This window comes from endosymbiont of Galathealinum brachiosum (genome assembly GCA_003349885.1).
Classification (GTDB): Bacteria; Pseudomonadota; Gammaproteobacteria; order SZUA-229; family SZUA-229; genus SZUA-229.
The window spans coordinates 561,672-580,849 of record QFXC01000013.1; the positions used below are offsets into that span (position 1 = coordinate 561,672).

General features: G+C 40.5%; 16 protein-coding genes and 1 riboswitch. Of the genes, 9 read left to right on the forward strand and 7 right to left on the reverse strand.

Annotation, left to right across the window (positions count from 1 at the left end):
• Positions 1 to 9 precede the first annotated feature (9 nt).
• The gene (locus tag DIZ80_15450) at positions 10 to 1,014 is read right to left on the reverse strand and encodes a peptidase M14 (protein ID RDH81474.1); all 1,005 of its coding nucleotides are present in this window, start codon (positions 1,012 to 1,014) and stop codon (positions 10 to 12) included.
• Positions 1,015 to 1,022: 8 nt separating this feature from the next.
• Entirely contained in the window at positions 1,023 to 2,468 is a 1,446-nt protein-coding gene (locus DIZ80_15455; GenBank protein ID RDH81475.1) for a glutamate--cysteine ligase, read from the reverse strand.
• A gap of 302 nt (positions 2,469 to 2,770) precedes the next feature.
• Here DIZ80_15455 and DIZ80_15460 point away from each other — a divergent pair, with 302 nt between their 5' ends.
• Positions 2,771 to 3,313, forward strand: coding sequence for a hypothetical protein (locus DIZ80_15460; GenBank protein ID RDH81476.1), 543 nt, complete (start codon positions 2,771 to 2,773; stop codon positions 3,311 to 3,313).
• Between the two features lie 114 nt (positions 3,314 to 3,427).
• Here the strand turns inward: DIZ80_15460 and DIZ80_15465 are convergent, their stop codons facing one another.
• Positions 3,428 to 4,090, reverse strand: coding sequence for a mannose-1-phosphate guanylyltransferase (locus tag DIZ80_15465; GenBank protein ID RDH81477.1), 663 nt, complete (start codon positions 4,088 to 4,090; stop codon positions 3,428 to 3,430).
• A complete protein-coding gene (locus tag DIZ80_15470) occupies positions 4,087 to 5,121 on the reverse strand; it encodes a phosphotransferase (GenBank protein ID RDH81478.1) in 1,035 nt (344 codons plus the stop codon). The genes DIZ80_15465 and DIZ80_15470 overlap by 4 nt, the downstream gene beginning before the upstream one ends.
• A 70-nt stretch (positions 5,122 to 5,191) precedes the next feature.
• Between DIZ80_15470 and DIZ80_15475 the strand changes: the two genes are divergently transcribed.
• Both DIZ80_15475 and DIZ80_15480 read left to right on the forward strand, forming a co-directional pair.
• Positions 5,192 to 5,962, forward strand: a complete 771-nt coding sequence (locus DIZ80_15475) for a hypothetical protein (protein RDH81479.1) — start codon at positions 5,192 to 5,194, stop codon at positions 5,960 to 5,962.
• Between the two features lie 33 nt (positions 5,963 to 5,995).
• Positions 5,996 to 7,489 (forward strand): hypothetical protein, encoded by a 1,494-nt coding sequence (locus tag DIZ80_15480; protein RDH81480.1) that lies wholly within the window; start codon positions 5,996 to 5,998, stop codon positions 7,487 to 7,489.
• Between the two features lie 25 nt (positions 7,490 to 7,514).
• Here DIZ80_15480 and rep read toward each other — a convergent pair whose 3' ends face one another.
• On the reverse strand, positions 7,515 to 9,518 hold the full coding sequence (rep, locus tag DIZ80_15485) for a DNA helicase Rep (protein ID RDH81716.1): 2,004 nt from the start codon (positions 9,516 to 9,518) through the stop codon (positions 7,515 to 7,517).
• A gap of 250 nt (positions 9,519 to 9,768) precedes the next feature.
• Between rep and DIZ80_15490 the strand changes: the two genes are divergently transcribed.
• The 3 genes from DIZ80_15490 to DIZ80_15500 are packed head-to-tail and all read left to right on the forward strand — an operon-like array spanning position 9,769 to position 11,778.
• The gene (locus DIZ80_15490; GenBank protein RDH81481.1) at positions 9,769 to 10,329 is read left to right on the forward strand and encodes a 1,6-anhydro-N-acetylmuramyl-L-alanine amidase AmpD; all 561 of its coding nucleotides are present in this window, start codon (positions 9,769 to 9,771) and stop codon (positions 10,327 to 10,329) included.
• 16 nt (positions 10,330 to 10,345) lie between these two features.
• On the forward strand, positions 10,346 to 11,194 hold the full coding sequence (locus tag DIZ80_15495) for a hypothetical protein (GenBank protein ID RDH81482.1): 849 nt from the start codon (positions 10,346 to 10,348) through the stop codon (positions 11,192 to 11,194).
• Positions 11,191 to 11,778, forward strand: a complete 588-nt coding sequence (locus tag DIZ80_15500; GenBank protein RDH81483.1) for a histidine phosphatase family protein — start codon at positions 11,191 to 11,193, stop codon at positions 11,776 to 11,778. The genes DIZ80_15495 and DIZ80_15500 overlap by 4 nt, the downstream gene beginning before the upstream one ends.
• A 21-nt stretch (positions 11,779 to 11,799) precedes the next feature.
• Here the strand turns inward: DIZ80_15500 and DIZ80_15505 are convergent, their stop codons facing one another.
• Together DIZ80_15505 and DIZ80_15510 are read right to left on the reverse strand one after the other, a co-directional pair.
• Positions 11,800 to 13,662 carry a response regulator receiver protein gene (locus DIZ80_15505; GenBank protein ID RDH81484.1) on the reverse strand — a complete coding sequence of 621 codons (1,863 nt, stop codon included), beginning with the start codon at positions 13,660 to 13,662 and terminating at the stop codon, positions 11,800 to 11,802.
• A 210-nt stretch (positions 13,663 to 13,872) separates the two neighbouring features.
• On the reverse strand, positions 13,873 to 15,762 hold the full coding sequence (locus DIZ80_15510; protein ID RDH81485.1) for a phosphomethylpyrimidine synthase ThiC: 1,890 nt from the start codon (positions 15,760 to 15,762) through the stop codon (positions 13,873 to 13,875).
• Positions 15,763 to 15,802: 40 nt separating this feature from the next.
• Positions 15,803 to 15,997, reverse strand: a riboswitch (TPP riboswitch).
• Positions 15,998 to 16,113: 116 nt separating this feature from the next.
• On the opposite strand from DIZ80_15510, the gene DIZ80_15515 reads away from it, so the two are divergent.
• The 3 genes from DIZ80_15515 to DIZ80_15525 are packed head-to-tail and all read left to right on the forward strand — an operon-like array spanning position 16,114 to position 19,178.
• Entirely contained in the window at positions 16,114 to 16,773 is a 660-nt protein-coding gene (locus tag DIZ80_15515) for a protein-L-isoaspartate O-methyltransferase (GenBank protein ID RDH81486.1), read from the forward strand.
• Positions 16,774 to 16,807: 34 nt separating this feature from the next.
• Complete coding sequence (locus tag DIZ80_15520; protein ID RDH81487.1) at positions 16,808 to 18,154, forward strand: type I secretion protein TolC; 1,347 nt, start codon at positions 16,808 to 16,810, stop codon at positions 18,152 to 18,154.
• 37 nt (positions 18,155 to 18,191) lie between these two features.
• Positions 18,192 to 19,178 carry a lipid A biosynthesis lauroyl acyltransferase gene (locus DIZ80_15525; GenBank protein ID RDH81488.1) on the forward strand — a complete coding sequence of 329 codons (987 nt, stop codon included), beginning with the start codon at positions 18,192 to 18,194 and terminating at the stop codon, positions 19,176 to 19,178.

The window sequence follows — 19,178 nt, forward strand, 5'->3', positions numbered from 1 at the left end:
TAACCTCTCCTATAATGTGGGCATCGAAATACGCTCCATCAAATAACACAAACAATCCTGGCGAATCACCTGAGTATCCATGGTTAACATAGCCGGCATGACCGGTCGTTTTAATACGATTTTTTCTTCAGAATATTCAAAAAATTCCCGACCCACTTCTCGCTCATCATCATCAAACGCCTGTAAATAAGCACTGCTCTCAGGCTCCACTAATGCCAGCACCGTTCCTTTATCTAACTCACAAAAATTATAATCTTCGATTTCTGGTAACAGGTTAATAGTTGCATCATCTTCAAAACCAAAAGAATATCCTTCTGGAATTTTTACTCTGGCTACAGTGTGAAATAAATTTAAGTTCATATCTGCACACTCGGATAATTTTTCACAACTTAATACACTTTGTAAATAATGCAGAACATGATCAATGCCTGATTTTTCTCCTGATAGACCGCACTCTAATGTAACTGCCGGACATAACTCGGCAAAAGCAGATGACTGCACGCCTTTAGGCGTAGTGAAATAAACCAGTGTTTCACTAAACAACCCCGCCAACGATAAAAATGATTGCTCTAACTTATTGATGCAGGCGTAATGAGGATTTTTACCTGTATTATTATGAATATCTATACTCGCCCAGACATTCATCTGCTGCATGATATCTGTCACCTGTTGCATCATATGCGCTTCGGCTAAATATTGCTGATGAGTACCCGGCCATACACGGTTGTAATCGACCTGCTCATCTAATCGTCGCACACCCGCTTCAGCAGCTTTTACATTACCCACAAAAATTGAAATAGATCTGGGCAAGTTACCATTCTGATAACTACGTAATAATTTTTGTATGGCATAAAGCCCGGTCGTTTCATTGCCATGTAATAAAGTAGAAATAAACAACGGCTCGGGCTCTTTACCCTTTAAATGAATTAAAGATGGTTTGTCTAAAATACGATGCAGGTTTTCAGCTTTAGCATTCAGGAAACCCTCTGGTAATTCATTATATTGCTCTAACATTTCATCTCTTACCTGTAGATTTCAAAATCCCAGCCATGTACCGGCTCACCGGTTTGCTGGTTATGATAATAAGTTTCCAGTAATCGCTGCATATCATTTCCATGAAGTTTTACAAACTCTCGCTGCCAGTGACTACCTGTTTGTTTATGTTCTGCGCGCGACTGAATAATATTTAAATAATATTCAATATCATCCGCATCCAGTTTTAAACTCTCTAAACCTGCCTGAGCATTATCAATTAACTGATGTAAAATAAGATGGCGCATATCACAGCGATCACAACCGGGCCAACTAACCTTATTATCCAGACCATGCTGTGCTGAAGTATAAAAATTATCTCTTGCCTGTGAAAAATGTAACTGCTCATTTGGCGGTGTTTCATGCATCGCATAAAATTGCACCAGACCAAAATAAAAAGCCATATTAGCAATATTATCCACCACACTTGGTCCGGCGGGTATAACACGATGCTCAATTCGTAAGTGTGGCGTGCCGTCCGTATCGTATCCAATTAATGGCCGATTCCAACGCCAGATCGTGCCATTATGTAAACTCACATGCTGCATCAAACTGGTATCTTCAGTAAAACACATAGGTAACAGTACGGGAAAATGCTGTACGTTTTCCGTAAAACACTCCATTAATGAATGCCGCGCATAATCAGTTCCAAAACTGACACGATGTATCGGTCCCTGTGCTGCACCGTTATACCCGCCTACGTCAACCGCCTGTTCAAAAACAGGAATGCGTGTTTCATCCCACAGATCTTTAGCAAACATAAAAGGAGAATTTGCGCTAATGGCAATCATCGGCGCTGAAATTAAAATAGATGCATTGTAATAATGATGAGCCAGTTCCTGCGGAGCCTGTAAATGAATTTGCAAAGAAGTAGCAGCAGCTTCAAGCATAACATTATGATGAGTACTTTTTAGTGATTGACGACCATTTATCTTTAACTCTAATGCCCGCCCCTGACGTTGCAACAAAACCTGTTCATTAAGCGCTTTATAACGTAATAAATTAGAGACATTAGCCATACTCAAGTGTTTATTCTGCAAGGTCTGCAAAATACCCGTGCTCAATACACGACAGCCAATATCATCTGCAACTTTTTTACAGTAATTCCAGTTTTGTTGAAAATCTTTTTCAAACTCAGAAAGAAAATTAGACTGTATACTAGCTGGATCTGCATTAAGCTCGATATTAAATTGAGCTAACTCAGCGGTATAAAGAGAACTATTTGCAGTCTTTAAAAAAGCATCATTACTGGGAGATGGATCTGCATTCTGATCAATTAACCAGGCCTCCATTTCATAACCGGCTACCGGCGATCGAGTAGAAAATACCCGATCAGCAAACCATGTTTCCAGTTCAGATGTTTCCCGTTGAAGACGCTGAAGAAAAACCTGAATATCCTGCTCGGTAAAGTGATCCGTCGTTATTTCCTGACCCATACTACAGCAGCACCTCAGTTTATTTTTTAGCAAAACCCGGATTTTTCAGACTGGATTTAAAAACATCCAGTCATATACTAGTATAGTAGAACATTATAGAAATCTAAACTATTGATAAGCCATTGAAAAACAAGCATTTATATCAACAAATTATAAGGTTGCACCAGTATCCTTGTGTAGAATATTACAATCCTTTTGTATATTATTGATTTTCATAAGGTATTTTCTTTAAAACATGCTATTATCATTTTTATATGCATGGTTTAACCAGAGCACAACCGACTTATTTTGAGGAACAACGGATGAAATTTAAACAAAACTTATTATTAATCATCACGACCTTTTTTATGTTGATGTCTGTAGAAAGTCAGGCAGGTCGTCAGGGCATAAGTTTTTATTACGGTTTAGGTCTTGGTGCAGTAGCTCCTACTGACTTTGATGTGAGTGCGACCGGTGATCTTATGTTCGGCATTGAAGAAGATGGCTGGGCACTCGAGCTTATCGGTTATGGCAGTGTTGAGGCCGGGTCTAATAATAGCGCCGTAGACTATTCAGTAAGTGGCAACCATATTGGGCTGGCATATAGAACGATTGAAAAAGACGGTCAATGGTACAAATTCAAAGTAAGTGGAACGGACATGGACTTCGACCTTAGCAACACAACAACTGATACTGTTACTAGCGGTAACAGTTACACATTTGGCTGGGGGATGCGGATGAACAGGGAAGCACGTCTTGAAATAGATTACAGTTATTACAAGAGTGACGATCTGGCTGACGCAGTTCATATGGCAACTGTTAGATATTTCTGGGGTGGCTCAGAATATCAGGGTAGCTCATACTAAATAGAAAAATCTATAACAGAACAATAAAAAGGCAGACCTGATGGTCTGCCTTTTTATTTTTTATAATCAATATTTAACGATTCAAGTTTTGATGAAAAACCAGCCCACTTTATATTAATCCAGTGACTGAATTAAATCCTGCAGCCTCTGTTGCGTACCTATATCCATCCACTTTCCATTATACAATTCACCACTGATTTTATTTTCAGAAATGTACTTCCTTATCATGGGTGCTAATGGAAATTTATCATTAACCTGTCCTTTAAAAAAATCAGCCGAATAAACACCAATCCCGCTAAAGGTAAAATTATCAGATTGCTTTTCAATTAAGCGATTATTTAGAATTGCAAAATCTCCTTCAGGGTTATGCTCAGGGTTATTTACCAATACCAGATGCGCTTTATCTTTTAGTGAAAAATTAATTAATTTTTCAAATGGGTAATCAGTCCATACATCTCCATTAACAACCAGAAAAGCATCATCTCCCAGCAAAGGCAAAGCATTAACAATACCTCCTCCAGTTTCCAGCGCCTGCCCCCCTTCATTTGAATACTCAATATTTAGATTATATTTTTCACCATTACCGATGGTATCGATTATTTTCTGTCCCAGCCATGCGACATTAATAACAACATCTTTAAAACCAGCACGAGCAAGATTGTATAAATGAAATTCGATTAAACGTTTCGTGCCAGCCTTAATTAAAGGTTTGGGTACACTATCAGTTAATGGACGCATTCGTTCACCACGTCCGGCCGCTAATATCATAACTTTCATCTAATTAAATCCAGCGTCATCGCATCTGCCTTAATTTTTAATATTGATAACATGCTTGAGAATTCGGCTAGTTCTTCATATCGCTGACAAACATCAAACACATAAGCCAATGTACGGGGAATATCATCCAGATAACCCGGTTTACCATCACGGTGATTCAATCGTGCAAAAATACCTATGGCTTTCATATGTCTTTGCATGCCCATGAAATCCATCTGTTTAATAAATACCTGTCGGTCAACATTCAGTGATGATAATTTTAAATACTGATCCACCCATTGCAGCTGTTTAACCCTGGGCCAGGCAATGTAACAATCTTTTATAAGAGAGACCAGATCATAAGCCGGAGAACCATTCACCGCATCCTGAAAATCGATTACTCCCGGATTATTTTCATCTGTAATCATCAGGTTACGTGAATGAAAGTCACGATGCACAAAAACAGCAGACTGCTGTAATGCTGATTGCATCAGCAAATTAACTGTATCGGTTATTATTTTATTTTGAGATACATCTAACTCAATATTTAAATGTTTTAGCAAAAACCAGTCTTTAAATAAACTCATTTCAAATTGTAAAAGCTCAGCATTATATTCTGGCAACTCGGCCTGGATACCCTGCATTTTCACAATTGACTGAATTGCATCGGCATAAAATTGATCAACTGTTTCATTGGTTAATCTATCTAAATATGCTGTAGAACCCAGGTCGCTTAATTGCATAAAGCCCTGCGCCTGATTAAAATTATAAATATGGGGTGCCTGAACGCCCGCCGCTTCGATTAACTTTGCAATAGTTACAAATGACCGACAGTCTTCTTTATCTGGTGGTGCATCCATAATAACCCAGCTCTTATTTGCAGAGCGCACCCTGAAATATCGTCTAAAACTGGCATCAGCTGAGGCGACTTCAATCTGATAATTTTCCAGTTTTAAATCAGCACTTATCCATTCTTTTATATCATCAAGCCTTGAATCAGTTATCCCTGCATCAATTTCTGAAGTATCATTTATATCTAACTGTTGAGTCATTACTGTAAGTCTGTTTTGTTTGTTATAATCATGCAAATTCTACCAGTAAACGGCTCTCGGAATACAAAATATGAAAAAGAAAAGCATTATAATAATTGGTATGGGCGAAATGGCCGGTGTATTTGCACGGGGATTTCTACGCTGCGGTTTCCCGGTCACTCCAGTTACCCGACAAATGGATAGTCAGCAGGTTGCTAGTGAAATACCTGACCCGGAACTGGTATTAGTCGCTGTTGCTGAAAAAGATGTGCAGGCCGTACTCTCTAATATCCCTCAGCAATGGCAAGAGTCTCTGGTACTGTTACAAAATGAACTACTACCCAATGACTGGTTACAACATCAGCTAAACCCGACTGTTATTTCCGTCTGGTTTGAAAAGAAAAAGGGGCAGGACTATAAAGTACTTATAGCATCTCCCGCATATGGCGACAAAGCAAACATACTTGTAGACACACTCGCCTCAATTGATATATCAGCACGTGAACTACAATCTGCTGACGAATTACTTTTTGAACTTGTCGTAAAAAACGTTTATATACTCACCACCAATATAGCAGGGTTAAAAGTAGGCGGCACAGTGTCTGAGTTATGGAAAAACCATGAAGCACTTACCAGATCTGTTGCAGGTGAAATAATCGAATTACAGAAAAAACTAAGCACTCAGAGCTTTGACACTGAAAAACTTATAGATGCCATGTTATTTGCATTTGATGGTGACCCTGATCATAACTGCATGGGCCGCAGCGCGCCTGACAGATTAAAAAGAGCATTACAATTAGCTGAAAAACATCAGCTGAATCTGACCACACTGAACGATATAGCCTCCGAATGTCTACTATAATCAGGTGACCATACAATGTAATTTAACTGCCTTATGCTCCAGCTATCATTAAAACAACTCACTTTACGTTATACTGTCATCATGCTGAGTCTGGTGATAGCGCTTTCTATTATATCCTTCATTAGCATTAAAAATTTACTGGATGACAACTATCAGGAAAAGCAGCTTGAAACCCTGAAAATAAAAGCCTACAACATCAGCGTCAGACTAGAATTTTATCGTAGAATTCTTTACCGATTAGCAGAAGAAAACAAAACAAAAGATCTAATCGTTTTTGGTGATAAAAATCAGGCACAGTTATGGGCAAAAGAAATGCAGTTACTCTTACCTGACAGTATAAGCGTGGCACTTTTCAATGATGATGGCGAAATTCTCGGACAACAGAAAGCTTTACGAGTAGGTAGATTATGTTATGCCGATTTACATAGGCATATTAATGACACCCCTTTTAATAAACCACCAGTACATCGTGAAGATCCTGCATTTGCCCACTTTGATTTATTCAACAACGTCATATCTAACAATGAAAATATCGGGGTTTTATTCGCCAGTTTCAGATTATCCGTTTTACAGGCATTGCTGGGTGAACTCACTGAACAGGGTCAACACCTGCAATTATATACTGGGGATAATAAACTAATAGTAGAGACCAACCACTTTGTAAACCACTCTTCTAACAACAATATTTTACATACAGTTAACTTACCAATTAAAAACTCTGACTGGTATTTAAAAGCACACATTCAACAAAAAAAAGTAACAGATATTCTGGTTTATATCGGATTTACCAATGCCATATTATTTATTCTATTAAGCTTTATGCTTTTTGTTTTTTCCAATCGCCTGGTTAAAACATTTTCATCTGATTTTAAAACCATTAAAAACTTACTCATTGGTTTAAAAAACAATGATATAGATACAGACAATATTCATTCAAAACTAAGTGAAACTGAAGATATTATTATAGATATTCAACACATCGCCGAAGATATTTCAGAATCCCAACAACAACTGATGAAATTCAGTCAATGTGATGATCTGACCGGACTTTTAAATCGACGTGGTTTTTTACAGGAGTCGACTCACTGCATCGATTTAGCAAAACGTTCAATTGAATCAACATTGATTTTACTGGATCTGGATTATTTTAAACAGGTGAATGATAATTTTGGTCATGCAACCGGTGACCTAATATTAAAAACCTTAGCGTCATGCATTAAGTCATCAACTCGTACTGTTGATGTTTCAGCTCGAATAGGTGGTGATGAATTTTCTATTATCCTGGTGAAATGCAGTTATGAACAGGCCATCACCTGGTATCAGGATATCTCTGAGGATTTTCAACAACAGCAAAAACAAAAACTCAACCTTCCCGATGAGATAAGACTGTGTAGTTTGAGTGCAGGTTATGCCGGTATAGAATTTGATGACAAGGATATTTCTTATGCCATGTCACGTGCAGATAAAGCACTTTATGCGGCAAAGGGAGCAGGAAGGTCGAATATTCAGGGGTATGAAATCGAGTAATCCCTGTTAACACCCGTAAAAGGGATTAAGCTAACATGTCCTTCAGAGCAGCAAGATGCCCTCTACCCCTTTCTTTTGCTGCCACTTCATCCACTTTACGCCCGCTACCTTCCCACTCTATTTCATCTTCAGGCAGCTCAGTTAAAAAACGACTCGGCTCACATTCAACATCTTCACCATAACGTCGCCTGTGTTTAGCATAGGTAATGGTTAATTCTTTCTGCGCACGGGTTATACCCACATAACAAAGCCTGCGCTCTTCATCCAGGTTCTCTTCCATAATACTGGTGCGATGTGGCAGACACTCTTCTTCAACACCCACCATAAATACATAAGGAAACTCCAGACCTTTAGCTGCATGTAATGTCATTAAACTGACCATGTCATCCTTGGCTTCTTCTTTATTTCTCTCAAGAATATCCATTAAACTCATATGAGCAACGAGTGCACCCAGATTTTTGCTGCTATCGTCTTTATGTAAACGCGCCAGCCATTCAACTAACTCATAAACATTTTCCATGCGTTTTTCAGCAATTTTAATATCACTGCTTAGCTCTTCAAGCCAGTCCTGATACCCGATATCTTTAATCATATCTTTGACGACTTCTATCGGATCTCCGCGCTCTGCATTATCACTTAGTAAATTAATCCAGTTTGTAAAATTCTGTAATTTTGTGACTGCCCGTTCATTTAATATTGTCGATAAACCCATTTCAAAACAGGCTTCAAACAAACTGACATTTCGTGCATTGGCATATTCCCCCAGCTTTTCCAGAGTACTGCCACCAATTTCTCTGCGCGGGGTATTTATAATACGTAAAAAAGCGGTATCATCATCCTGATTTGCCAGCAGGCGCAAATAACCCATCATATCTTTTACTTCAGGACGTTCAAAAAATGACGTACCTCCACTCACAACATAAGGTATCTGCATTTCACGTAAATATTTTTCAAAAATTCTCGCCTGATGGTTACCTCTATATAAAATGGCATAATCACCAAAGCTGGTTCGTTTCTGAAATTTATGTGTATTCAGCTCGACCGTCACACGCTCTGCTTCACCATCAGCACCAGGGCATTCTATAATTCGAATATTGCTACCCAGACCTAAATCAGACCAGAGCTGTTTTTCAAATGTATGTGGATTATTTTGAATTAAGTGATTCGCACATTTTAAAATGCGTGAAGTAGAACGATAATTTTGTTCCAGTTTTATAAGATTTAATTTCGGATAATCTTCATTGAGTAAAGCCAGATTTTCCGGTCTTGCACCACGCCAGGAATAAACCGACTGATCATCGTCACCTACCGCTGTTAAACGACCCTGATCACCAAGCAGCATTTTCACTAATTGATACTGACTGGCATTGGTATCCTGATACTCGTCCACCAGTAAATAATGAATTCGATTTTGCCATTTTTGCAACACATCAGGGCATTTCTGAAATAACACCACTGGCTGTAAAATCAGATCATCAAAATCAAATGCATTGTAAGCCTTTAACTGACGTTGATAACGGACATATAACATGGCATGTTTTATTTCTATGTCATTTTCAGCATTAGCAATGGCCTGCTCAGGTGAGATGAAATCATTCTTCCAGCGAGAAATAGCCCAGCGGGCTTCTTCTGCATCATCCACATTACTCAACGACTCAGAAGCATATAAACCTTTAATGAGTACCAGCGTATCTGCTGAATCAAAAACACTAAAACCCGTTTTATAACCCAGATGTTTATGCTCTATACCCAGTATTCGTAAACCCAGATTATGAAACGTAGAGACAATCAATCCCCGGCCTTCACCTTTACCTAATAAACCTTTTACACGCGCTTTCATTTCTCTGGCCGCTTTATTGGTAAATGTTACAGCTGCAATATGGATAGGTTTAATTCCACATTCGCGAATTAAATAGGCAATTTTCTGAGTGATTACCCGAGTTTTACCACTACCAGCCCCCGCCAATACCAGCATAGGGCCAGAAATATATTCTGCTGCTTCTCTCTGGGGCTCATTTAAACCTGCCAGAGGATGACTATCGACATTAAAACTGGAATTTGCTGGATGGTGATCGGACATAGTTGACGCTTAAGTAGAGTTTGAGTACACCTGATCGTCAGCCCCGAGCTATAATCGTGGCCGGCACTTACACGAAACAAACATGCTTTGAATGACAATCAGGTGCATAGTTTATCGAATCGAACGAAAAGAGATATACCCATTGCGAAATATTTCTTTTTATAGTCAAACACTGAACCAGCTGCTAGACTCTAACTATATGAAAATTAACAATAATTCTGGATTACTGGAGGACACTACACAAATACCATCCTGTAATTTTGATGACAGACCTGATAAGACAAGTATTAGCCTGATAGTTGTGCATAACATTAGCCTGCCCCCGGGACAGTATGGTGGCCCTTACATATCTCAGCTATTTACTAACCAGCTGGATAAAGAGGAGCATCCTTATTTCGCTGATATTTACCAGCTGAAAGTCTCATCACACCTGTTAATTCGCAGAGACGGCGAAATCATTCAATATGTGCCCTTTAATAAACGCGCCTGGCATGCCGGTGCGTCTACCTACTGCGGTAAAGAATGCTGTAATGACTTTAGTATTGGCATTGAGCTCGAGGGTGCTGATGAAGAGCCTTATGAAGACATTCAATACGAAAAACTGGCAGAATTGATATTAGAATTAAGGCAAAACTACCCTGATATCAATAAAAATGCTATAACCGGCCACAGTGATATTGCACCTGGCCGAAAAACTGACCCGGGACCTGCTTTTAACTGGGATCATTTACAACAGTTAATAACACAACAAACTGACTAAGGATTAAACCCGCACCATGGCACTCATCTGTATATTAATCGGGATTATTTTTGAACGCGTTAGCGACATACTTGAAAATTTACGTAATTTTGACTGGTTTGATAATTATAGCCGCTGGTTACTAAAAACCCTGCCCGGCTTAAGCTCGCAACACCAGTCATCTATCCTGATCTTATTACTGCCCATAATGTTAAGCGTCATTATTTTGCAGATCTGGTTTGACGGGAAATTACTGGGGCTGATAGATCTGATATTTGGTCTGGTAATATTTGCTTTCTGTTTAGGCCCTAAAGATCTCAATCGACAGATAAACAGGTACCTGGATGCAAGGGAGAATGGCAATGAAGCGGATGCAGATACAGAAGCCAGCGCGATTATGCAAAGAGAGCCCCCATCAGACCCGGACCAGCAAATCGTTGAGGTAATGCGCTCAATATTACATGAATCGAATGACCGTTTTTTTGCCGTTATTTTCTGGTTTGTGCTTCTGGGACCTTTTGGAGCGTTACTTTACCGTTTGACCTCATACACTATGCGCTCAACAACCAGTGCAACACTTGCCAATGCTGCTCGCCAGTTTCAGGCTATGCTCGCCTGGGCACCGGCACATATGGTTGCGATGGGTTACGCACTCACCGGTAATTACGAGGGTGCCAAAAAGGAATTTTACGGTAAAAACAAACAGGACGATTTATACGACTGTAATTACCATACATTAATCACTGCGGGTCAGGGTGCCCTGAAAGACTGTGCACCCGGAGAGGAAACATCCTGCATCCGCTCTGCTCGCGGGCTGGTATTAAGAACATTAGTCGTGTGGTTAGCATTTATTGCGATTCTGACACTGATAGGCTGGATGTCATGAGTGAGACACAGATCGATATTATCCGCCACGGCGAACCTGAAGGTGGGCGCCGATATCGTGGATCCAGCATTGATGACCCGTTAAGTAAAATCGGCTGGCAGCAAATGTGGGATGCGGTACCGGAAAAACCACCCTGGGAACATATCATCACCTCCCCGCTTTCACGGTGTTTAAAGTTTAGCGAAGCACTGGCTGACACCATGAGTATAGATTTTTCTGTCGTAGAGAATTTAAAAGAAATTGGTTTTGGCAGCTGGGAAGGACGTACTCCTGAAGACATTAAAAATCTTGAAGGTGATGCTCTGGAAAAATTTTTACTCGATCCGGTAAATAACCGCCCTGAAGGAGCAGAACCACTGGATGATTTTGCTAACCGTATCTGGACAGTATATGAAGATATCGCAGAGCAGTATCACGGACAGCATGTATTGGTTGTCGCTCATGCCGGCGTGATACGCGCCATTACCAGTAGTATTCTGGGCATGGCTTTAGACGACGTATATAGCCGCTTAAAAATAGAATATGCAGCGGTTTCGACAACCCGTATATCTGCGGGTAAAAAACCTGTAATGGTTTTGACTTAAAAGACAGTCATTAGTCGTTAATCATCTTTTAATAAGTAGATCTTCCATCTCTTTAGCCGGCAAAGGTCGACTAAATAAATATCCCTGAATCGTATCACAGGCATTAGCACCTAAAAATTCAAGTTGCTCCTGAACCTCAACACCTTCTGCAATTACATCCATACCTAAGCCATGCGCCATGGAGATAATTGCTTTCACCAGCGCCGCATCTTCATGATCAACTTTTACATCACGAATAAATGCCTGATCAATTTTTAAAGTATCAATCGGAAAACGTTTTAGGTAACTTAATGATGAATAACCGGTACCAAAATCATCCAGTGATAATGCAATACCCAGTTCTTTAATTTTCTTCAATCGGGCAAGTGCAATTTCAGGATCAAGAATCAATGCTGTCTCGGTTAATTCAATACACAACTTATCAGCTGGCATTCCTGTTTCTTCCAGAATCAGGGCAATTAACACAGGCAGGCCTTCATCTTTAAGCTGTCTGGCCGAAAGGTTTACTGATATTTTTTCTAACTGATAACCCGATCTAAGCCATTCCACTCCCTGACTACAGGCTTCACGAAAAACCCATTCACCAATTTGCATAATCAGGCCTGTTTCTTCCGCCACGGGAATAAATACACCAGGCGAGACAAAACCTCTTTCGGGGTGCTGCCAGCGGATTAATGCTTCCATACCCACTACCTGCCCGGTAACAACACTAACCTGAGGCTGGTAATATAAGCACAGTTCATTATTATCAATTGCTTTATGCAGGTTATTTTCTAAAGCTAATAACTCAACCGAAGATTGATTCATTGAATCTGCAAAAAACTGGAAATTATTTCTACCCTGCGCTTTCGCATGATACATCGCAGAGTCTGCATGCTTTAGTATTTCATCCGCCTGTTTTCCATCATCAGGGTAAATCGCAATACCAATACTGGTTGATATATGTACTTCCTGTCGTTCCAGCATCATTGGCTGACTAACATTTTCAACAATACGTTCTGCTATGCGAATGATTGCCTGAATATTTTCAACATCATCGAGTAAAATTGTAAATTCATCACCACCAAAACGTGCAATTGAAGAACTATTACCATTCGCATTTATTGCAACCGAATCTGTTTTGCGCACCGCTTCAATTAAACGCTGCGATGTTATTTTTAATAATTCATCACCCGCCGAGTGCCCCATGGTGTCATTAATTAATTTAAATCTGTCCAGATCTAAAAACATTATTGCGAGTATTTTATTACTTCGTTCGGCCTGTGAGATAGCATGCTCGAGACGATCTTTAAACAATCGATTATTAGGTAAGGCAGTAAGGCTATCGTGGTAAGCCAGAAATGCAATTTGCTCTTCTGCCAGTTTACGTTCAGTTACATCACGAATAAGTGCAATCACTTCTCGTGATTTCACCGGCATCATACGCACTTCGTAATAATATAATTTCTTATCGTGATAAATAATAAATTCAAAATGTTTTATCGAGAGTTGCTCTAACACCTGCTTGATCGAAACCTGAAATTTATCAACCACTTCAATATCTAAAACATCGTTTAAATGCTGGTTGATTAGTTTTTCACTTTTTAAATAATGATGGCTACTTTGACCAAGTTTGTAATTAATCACTCGCCCGCTAGAATCAAGATGAAATAGCTGATCAGGAATGGCGGCGAACACCGCATTCATTTCTTCGTTAGCCTGCAATAACTCTTCTGCACTCAGGGTTAAAGACTGCTCAAGCGTGCGCTGGTCAACATCAAATTTTTGATAGGTCTCATTAACTGAAGCCAGAAACGCTTTCCAGGGTGCGCCTGATACATCAACTGATGGTAGGTATTGCTGAATTTGTTGTTTTAGTACGTGATATAAATCTGAATCAGTCATTAGCTGTTTTAATTATTATAATTACAATGCTTATAAATTTAGCAGATTTTAGAGATATTTCCGAGTTTATGAACAAAGTAAAGCAATTCACATAGAGCTCACAGGGGTTTGTTTATGCTTTGGACTCAGTACGCCCACATTAAACAGGTGATTTGTCCCTGTAAACTCTATGATCAAAGCTGTAACTGTCATAGAGTGATGAGAAAGGAATTAAGCCTTATTGTAGATTTCAGCTCCCTTATCAATAAACTCGATCGCCTTTTCCTGCATACCCTGTTCCAGAGCCTCTCCTTCAGAGATACCCTGTTTTTTGGCATAATCTCGAACATCCTGAGAAATTTTCATCGAGCAGAAATGCGGGCCACACATAGAACAAAAATGCGCCACTTTAGCTGATTCCTTAGGCAGTGTTTCATCATGATACTCACGGGCCTTTTCAGGATCGAGACCTAGATTAAACTGATCTTCCCAACGGAACTCAAAACGCGCTTTAGACATCGCATTATCACGAATCTGCGCCCCCGGGTTACCTTTAGCCAGATCAGCGGCATGTGCAGCAACTTTATAAGTAATAATACCTTCACGCACATCATCTTTATTCGGCAGGCCTAAATGCTCTTTAGGCGTAACATAACAAAGCATTGCACAGCCATACCAGCCAATATTCGCCGCACCCAGTGCCGATGTAATGTGATCGTAACCCGGCGCAATATCCGTAGTCAGTGGGCCTAATGTATAAAAAGGAGCTTCAAAGCAATCCTGCAGCTCTTTATCCATATTTTCTTTGATCATCTGCAAAGGCACATGACCCGGACCTTCAATCATCACCTGGATATCATGCTCCCAGGCAACTTTGGTTAATTCACCCAGTGTTTCCAGCTCACCAAACTGTGCTGCATCATTGGCATCAGCCAGTGAACCCGGACGTAAACCATCACCTAATGAGAAACTTACATCATAGGCTTTCATAATTTCACAGATATCTTCAAAATGCGTATACAGGAAGCTTTCCTGATGATGAGCAAGACACCATTTCGCCATAATAGAACCACCACGAGAAACGATGCCGGTAACACGCTCAGCTGTCAGTGGCACATATTTAAGCAATACACCCGCGTGAATCGTAAAGTAATCAACACCCTGTTCTGCCTGTTCTATTAATGTATCGCGGAAAATTTCCCAGGTCAGGTCTTCTGCTTTACCGTTTACTTTTTCCAGTGCCTGATAAATCGGCACAGTACCAATCGGCATAGGTGCGTTACGCAGAATCCACTCACGGGTTTCATGAATATTTTTACCTGTTGATAGATCCATTAATGTATCGCCGCCCCAACGAGCTGACCATGCCATCTTCTCAACTTCTTCTTCAATTGAAGAGGTGACCGCCGAGTTACCGATATTAGTGTTCACTTTCACGCGAAAGTTACGTCCGATAATCATTGGTTCAACTTCAGGGTGGTTTATGTTTGCCGGAATGATTGCACGGCCACAGGCAATTTCAGAACGTACAAATTCAGCTGTCATTTCATCGGGTATTGATGCCCCGAAGCTTTCACCCGGATGTTGTCTAAGTAATTTTTTATATGCCGGGTCTTTGCGTAGTTCAGTTAATTTCTGATTTTCACGAATCGCCACATACTCCATTTCAGGTGTAATAATGCCCTGTCTTGCATAATGCATCTGCGTTACATTTTTACCCGCTAAAGCACGGCGTGGTTTGCTGATATGCTCAAAACGTAAACTGGCTAATTCAGGGTTATTCTGGCGTTCAGTACCAAACTCGGATGTTGGCCCATCTAACTCTTCCGTATCATTACGTTCTAAAATCCAGTTGCCACGCACATCAGGCATGCCTTTCATCAGGTCAATCTCAACTTCCGGATCAGAGAATGGCCCGGATGTATCGTAAACAGGAATCGGCGGGTTAACTTCAAAACCCATGCTGTCAGGCGTATCGTCCTGATCAATCTCACGCATACCCACACGTATATCATCACGTGATCCAGTCACATAAACTTTACGAGAGTTTCTAAAAGGTCGTGTAACCTCTTCTGATAACTTCGAGGTATTCTTAATAAATTCTTCTGGTATGGCGCTCATAGTGTTTCCTCATAATGAGTGTGACTATGGCAAAAGGAAGGAGCAAACAGCAAAGCTTCCCTTCGCCAGTGTAATCTGGTTCAGGTTCTAAGGGTTTAGGACACAACGAACAGTTATTCGTAATACCCTTATCTAAATCAGGAAAGATCTCTATCACTTAAAGATCACCGCGCTTTAGACAATTCTCAAAACTGTGCACTTTTAGAGCCTGCACAGAGTTCCCCTAGCTTGTGGCCGCTAAGTTTACCTGAGCATGATCATTAGGTATAGGACTATCCAAGATAGTTGACAGGGGGTAGAATCAGGCACAAATAATATAAATATTACCAATAAATACCTCAGGGGAACTCAATGCCGTCACATCTGGATCAATGTCGTTACAATATGGTTGAACAACAGGTACGCCCATGGGATGTACTGGATGATAAGGTGTTGAGTACTCTGGAAAATATTCCCCGTGATCAGTATGTGCCAGCGCAGTATTTAAATCTGGCTTACGCAGATACAGCCATTCCCCTGAACGATACCCAGAAAATGATGCATCCAATAATTGAAGGCCGCATATTACAGCTACTGGATATTCAGCCAGAAGATGATGTTCTGGAAATTGGCACCGGTAGTGGTTACCTTACGGCCTGCCTGGCAAATCTGGCCTGTCATGTAGAAACCGTTGAAATAGATGAAACTTTGGCCAAGAAAGCGGCTCAAACTTTGCTCGAGCAGGGTGTATTTAACATTAGCCTGAGTTGCACTAATGGCCTTGATTTGCCTGATGTAAATAATAAATACGATATTATTGTTTTAACCGGTGCAATCAACGAAATTCCCCAGTCATTTAAAAACGCACTCACCGACAACGGAAAAATGTTTGTAGTTGATGGCGTAGACCCGGTAATGACTGCGCACATTATTACACGTACCGGTGATAATGAGTGGTCTGATGAAACAATATTTGAAACTGTATTAACACCTTTGGTACACGGTGAACAGATACCTGAATTTAAATTCTAAGCACACTTAAAATTAAAAAGTAAATTTGTAAAATATGAAAAAAATAACCCTTGGCATAATGACTGCCTCCTGCCTGATATTTAACTTTCAGGCACACGCACAGGACGATGCACCTTATACATTTAACTTCGCACAGGCTCTGGAAACGGCTTCATCCCATGATCAGGATTTGCAGGCCGCCGAGTTTGCTTATCAAAGTTCAGTTGCGGGTCGTGGTTTAAGTAAAGCCGCTTTATTGCCTCAGTTAAATTTTTCAACTTTTGTCAGTCATACAGAATCAAAAACTGAGAATAGCTCAAACGCGTTGATTTCAGATGGAACCATCGATTTCGATACCGAAGGTTACAACCTTTCCCTGAGCCAGTCACTTTACAACCACAGTTTATATAAAAAGCTTCAACAGACTGATATGGCAATTGCATCTGCTACCGCCACAGTAGAAGCAGCAAGACAGGATTTAGTGGTTCGACTGGCAACCGCCTATTTCAATGCACTGGGAGCACAGGATAATTTAAAATTTGCCACCGCAGAAAAAGAAGCCATTGGCAAACAGCTGGAACAGTCACAGAAACGTTTTGAAGTGGGTTTAATTGCCATCACGGATGTAAAAGAAGCACAGGCCAGTTACGATACCTCTGTAGCTCAGGAAATAGATGCACAAAATATACTAGCTGCACAGTTCGAAGCATTAGCAGTCATCCTGGGCACTTATACTACAAGCATTGCCGCCATGAAAGAGGACATTCCTCTGTTAATTCCCGAACCAGCCAGCATGATAAAATGGACTGAAAGCGCTGAACAAAACAATCTGGCGTTAAAAGCAGCCCAGTTTAATTACCAGGCATCTCAGAAGCAGGTGGATGCTGATCAATCTGAACACTACCCATATCTCGATCTGGTTGCTCAACATAATTACAACAGCCCTGATGGTGGTCGTTTCTCATATTCTGATTCAACAGACACAGACATTAGAGTTCAGTTAACCATCCCTATTTATAGCGGTGGCTTTACCAGCTCTAAACATAAACAGTCTGTTGCATTAAAAGAGCAGGCACGTTCATTAAAAGAAAAAGCGAAACGTCAGACGCAACAGCAAACCCGTGACGCTTATCTGGGTGTTACTTCAACCATCGCTCAGGTTAAAGCACTAAAACAGGCACTGCTTTCAACTCAGGCAGCACACGAAGCAACTCAGGCCGGTTTTGAAGTTGGCACCCGTACAGCGATTGATGTGCTATCTACCTTACGTGAAGTCTATCGAGCAGAACGTGATTATGCTCGTGCCCGTTACAACTACGTAATTAATACCTTACGTTTAAAACAGGCGGCTGGCACACTATCCATGGAAGATGGCCAGAACATTAATGCTTTTCTACAATAATTTTTTCTAAAATTTAATATTTTACTAAAGCAGATGAATAGGCCTGCCTTTTCATCTGCTATTTTACAACCCGTTAAGAGTGTCTATTTTGATAAAGGCAGTTAAATTCAGCGACTACCTTGCACCTAAATACTGGCCTACCTGGTTTGCTCTGGCTATATTACGTCTGGTCGTTTTTCTCCCCTTACCCGTCATAGAAATATTCGGTGCCATACTGGGTAAATTAATTTATCTGGCAATGCCAGACAGACGCACCGTTGCAGATATTAATCTACGCTTTGCGTTTCCTGATGCCGACGAAAAAGAAATTCTTCGTATGCGCAAACTCTGTTTTAAAAATATGGGTATCGCCGGTTTCGAGCTAGCGCTTAGCTGGTGGCAGGACAAACGCCTGCTTGAACTGTGCGAAGTAGAAGGCCTGGAAAATATCACCCGGCAACAGGAACAGGGCAAAGGCGTTATTATTTTAACCGCGCATTTTACCTGTCTGGAAATTGGCGGTCCTGTGCTTAACCATTACGTGCCCTTTCAGGTTATGTACAAACGGGCGCATAATAAATTGTTTGATGCCTTTATGCGTTATCACCGTGCTCGTTTATATAAAGCCATTGTTGATTACCATAAACCTATATCGATGATTAAAGGTTTGAAAAAAGGCAATGCAGCCTGGTATGCACCCGATCAGGATTTTCGCGGTAAAGATATGGTGTTTACACCCTTCTTTGGTGTGCAGGCATCTGCTTTAACCGCACCGGCACGCTTTGCACAAATGACCGGCGCTGCGGTTGTGCCTTATTATATAAAACGTAAAGATGCAGGCCAGGGTTACAAACTGGTAATATTGCCCGCACTGGAAAACTTCCCTACAGGTAATACTGAAGAAGATGCGGTAATTGTTAACCAGACACTTGAGCATTTGATAATGCAAAACCCGGATCAGTATCTCTGGGTCCACAAACGTTATAAAAACAGGCCCGAAGGCGAAGCGGCGGTTTATCCTCAGAAGAAAAATAAATCTAAATGA

What these genes read in the sequence shown, in the direction of transcription:
- DIZ80_15515 (RDH81486.1), top strand. Translation starts at nt 16,114, where the DNA reads ATGCCGTCACATCTGGATCAATGTCGTTACAATATGGTTGAACAACAG.
- DIZ80_15490 (RDH81481.1), top strand. Translation starts at nt 9,769, where the DNA reads ATGAAAATTAACAATAATTCTGGATTACTGGAGGACACTACACAAATA.
- DIZ80_15505 (RDH81484.1), bottom strand. Translation starts at nt 13,662, where the DNA reads ATGACTGATTCAGATTTATATCACGTACTAAAACAACAAATTCAGCAA.
- DIZ80_15450 (RDH81474.1), bottom strand. Translation starts at nt 1,014, where the DNA reads ATGTTAGAGCAATATAATGAATTACCAGAGGGTTTCCTGAATGCTAAA.
- DIZ80_15475 (RDH81479.1), top strand. Translation starts at nt 5,192, where the DNA reads ATGAAAAAGAAAAGCATTATAATAATTGGTATGGGCGAAATGGCCGGT.
- DIZ80_15520 (RDH81487.1), top strand. Translation starts at nt 16,808, where the DNA reads ATGAAAAAAATAACCCTTGGCATAATGACTGCCTCCTGCCTGATATTT.
- DIZ80_15510 (RDH81485.1), bottom strand. Translation starts at nt 15,762, where the DNA reads ATGAGCGCCATACCAGAAGAATTTATTAAGAATACCTCGAAGTTATCA.
- DIZ80_15470 (RDH81478.1), bottom strand. Translation starts at nt 5,121, where the DNA reads ATGACTCAACAGTTAGATATAAATGATACTTCAGAAATTGATGCAGGG.
- DIZ80_15500 (RDH81483.1), top strand. Translation starts at nt 11,191, where the DNA reads ATGAGTGAGACACAGATCGATATTATCCGCCACGGCGAACCTGAAGGT.
- DIZ80_15455 (RDH81475.1), bottom strand. Translation starts at nt 2,468, where the DNA reads ATGGGTCAGGAAATAACGACGGATCACTTTACCGAGCAGGATATTCAG.
- DIZ80_15480 (RDH81480.1), top strand. Translation starts at nt 5,996, where the DNA reads ATGCTCCAGCTATCATTAAAACAACTCACTTTACGTTATACTGTCATC.
- DIZ80_15460 (RDH81476.1), top strand. Translation starts at nt 2,771, where the DNA reads ATGAAATTTAAACAAAACTTATTATTAATCATCACGACCTTTTTTATG.
- DIZ80_15495 (RDH81482.1), top strand. Translation starts at nt 10,346, where the DNA reads ATGGCACTCATCTGTATATTAATCGGGATTATTTTTGAACGCGTTAGC.
- DIZ80_15465 (RDH81477.1), bottom strand. Translation starts at nt 4,090, where the DNA reads ATGAAAGTTATGATATTAGCGGCCGGACGTGGTGAACGAATGCGTCCA.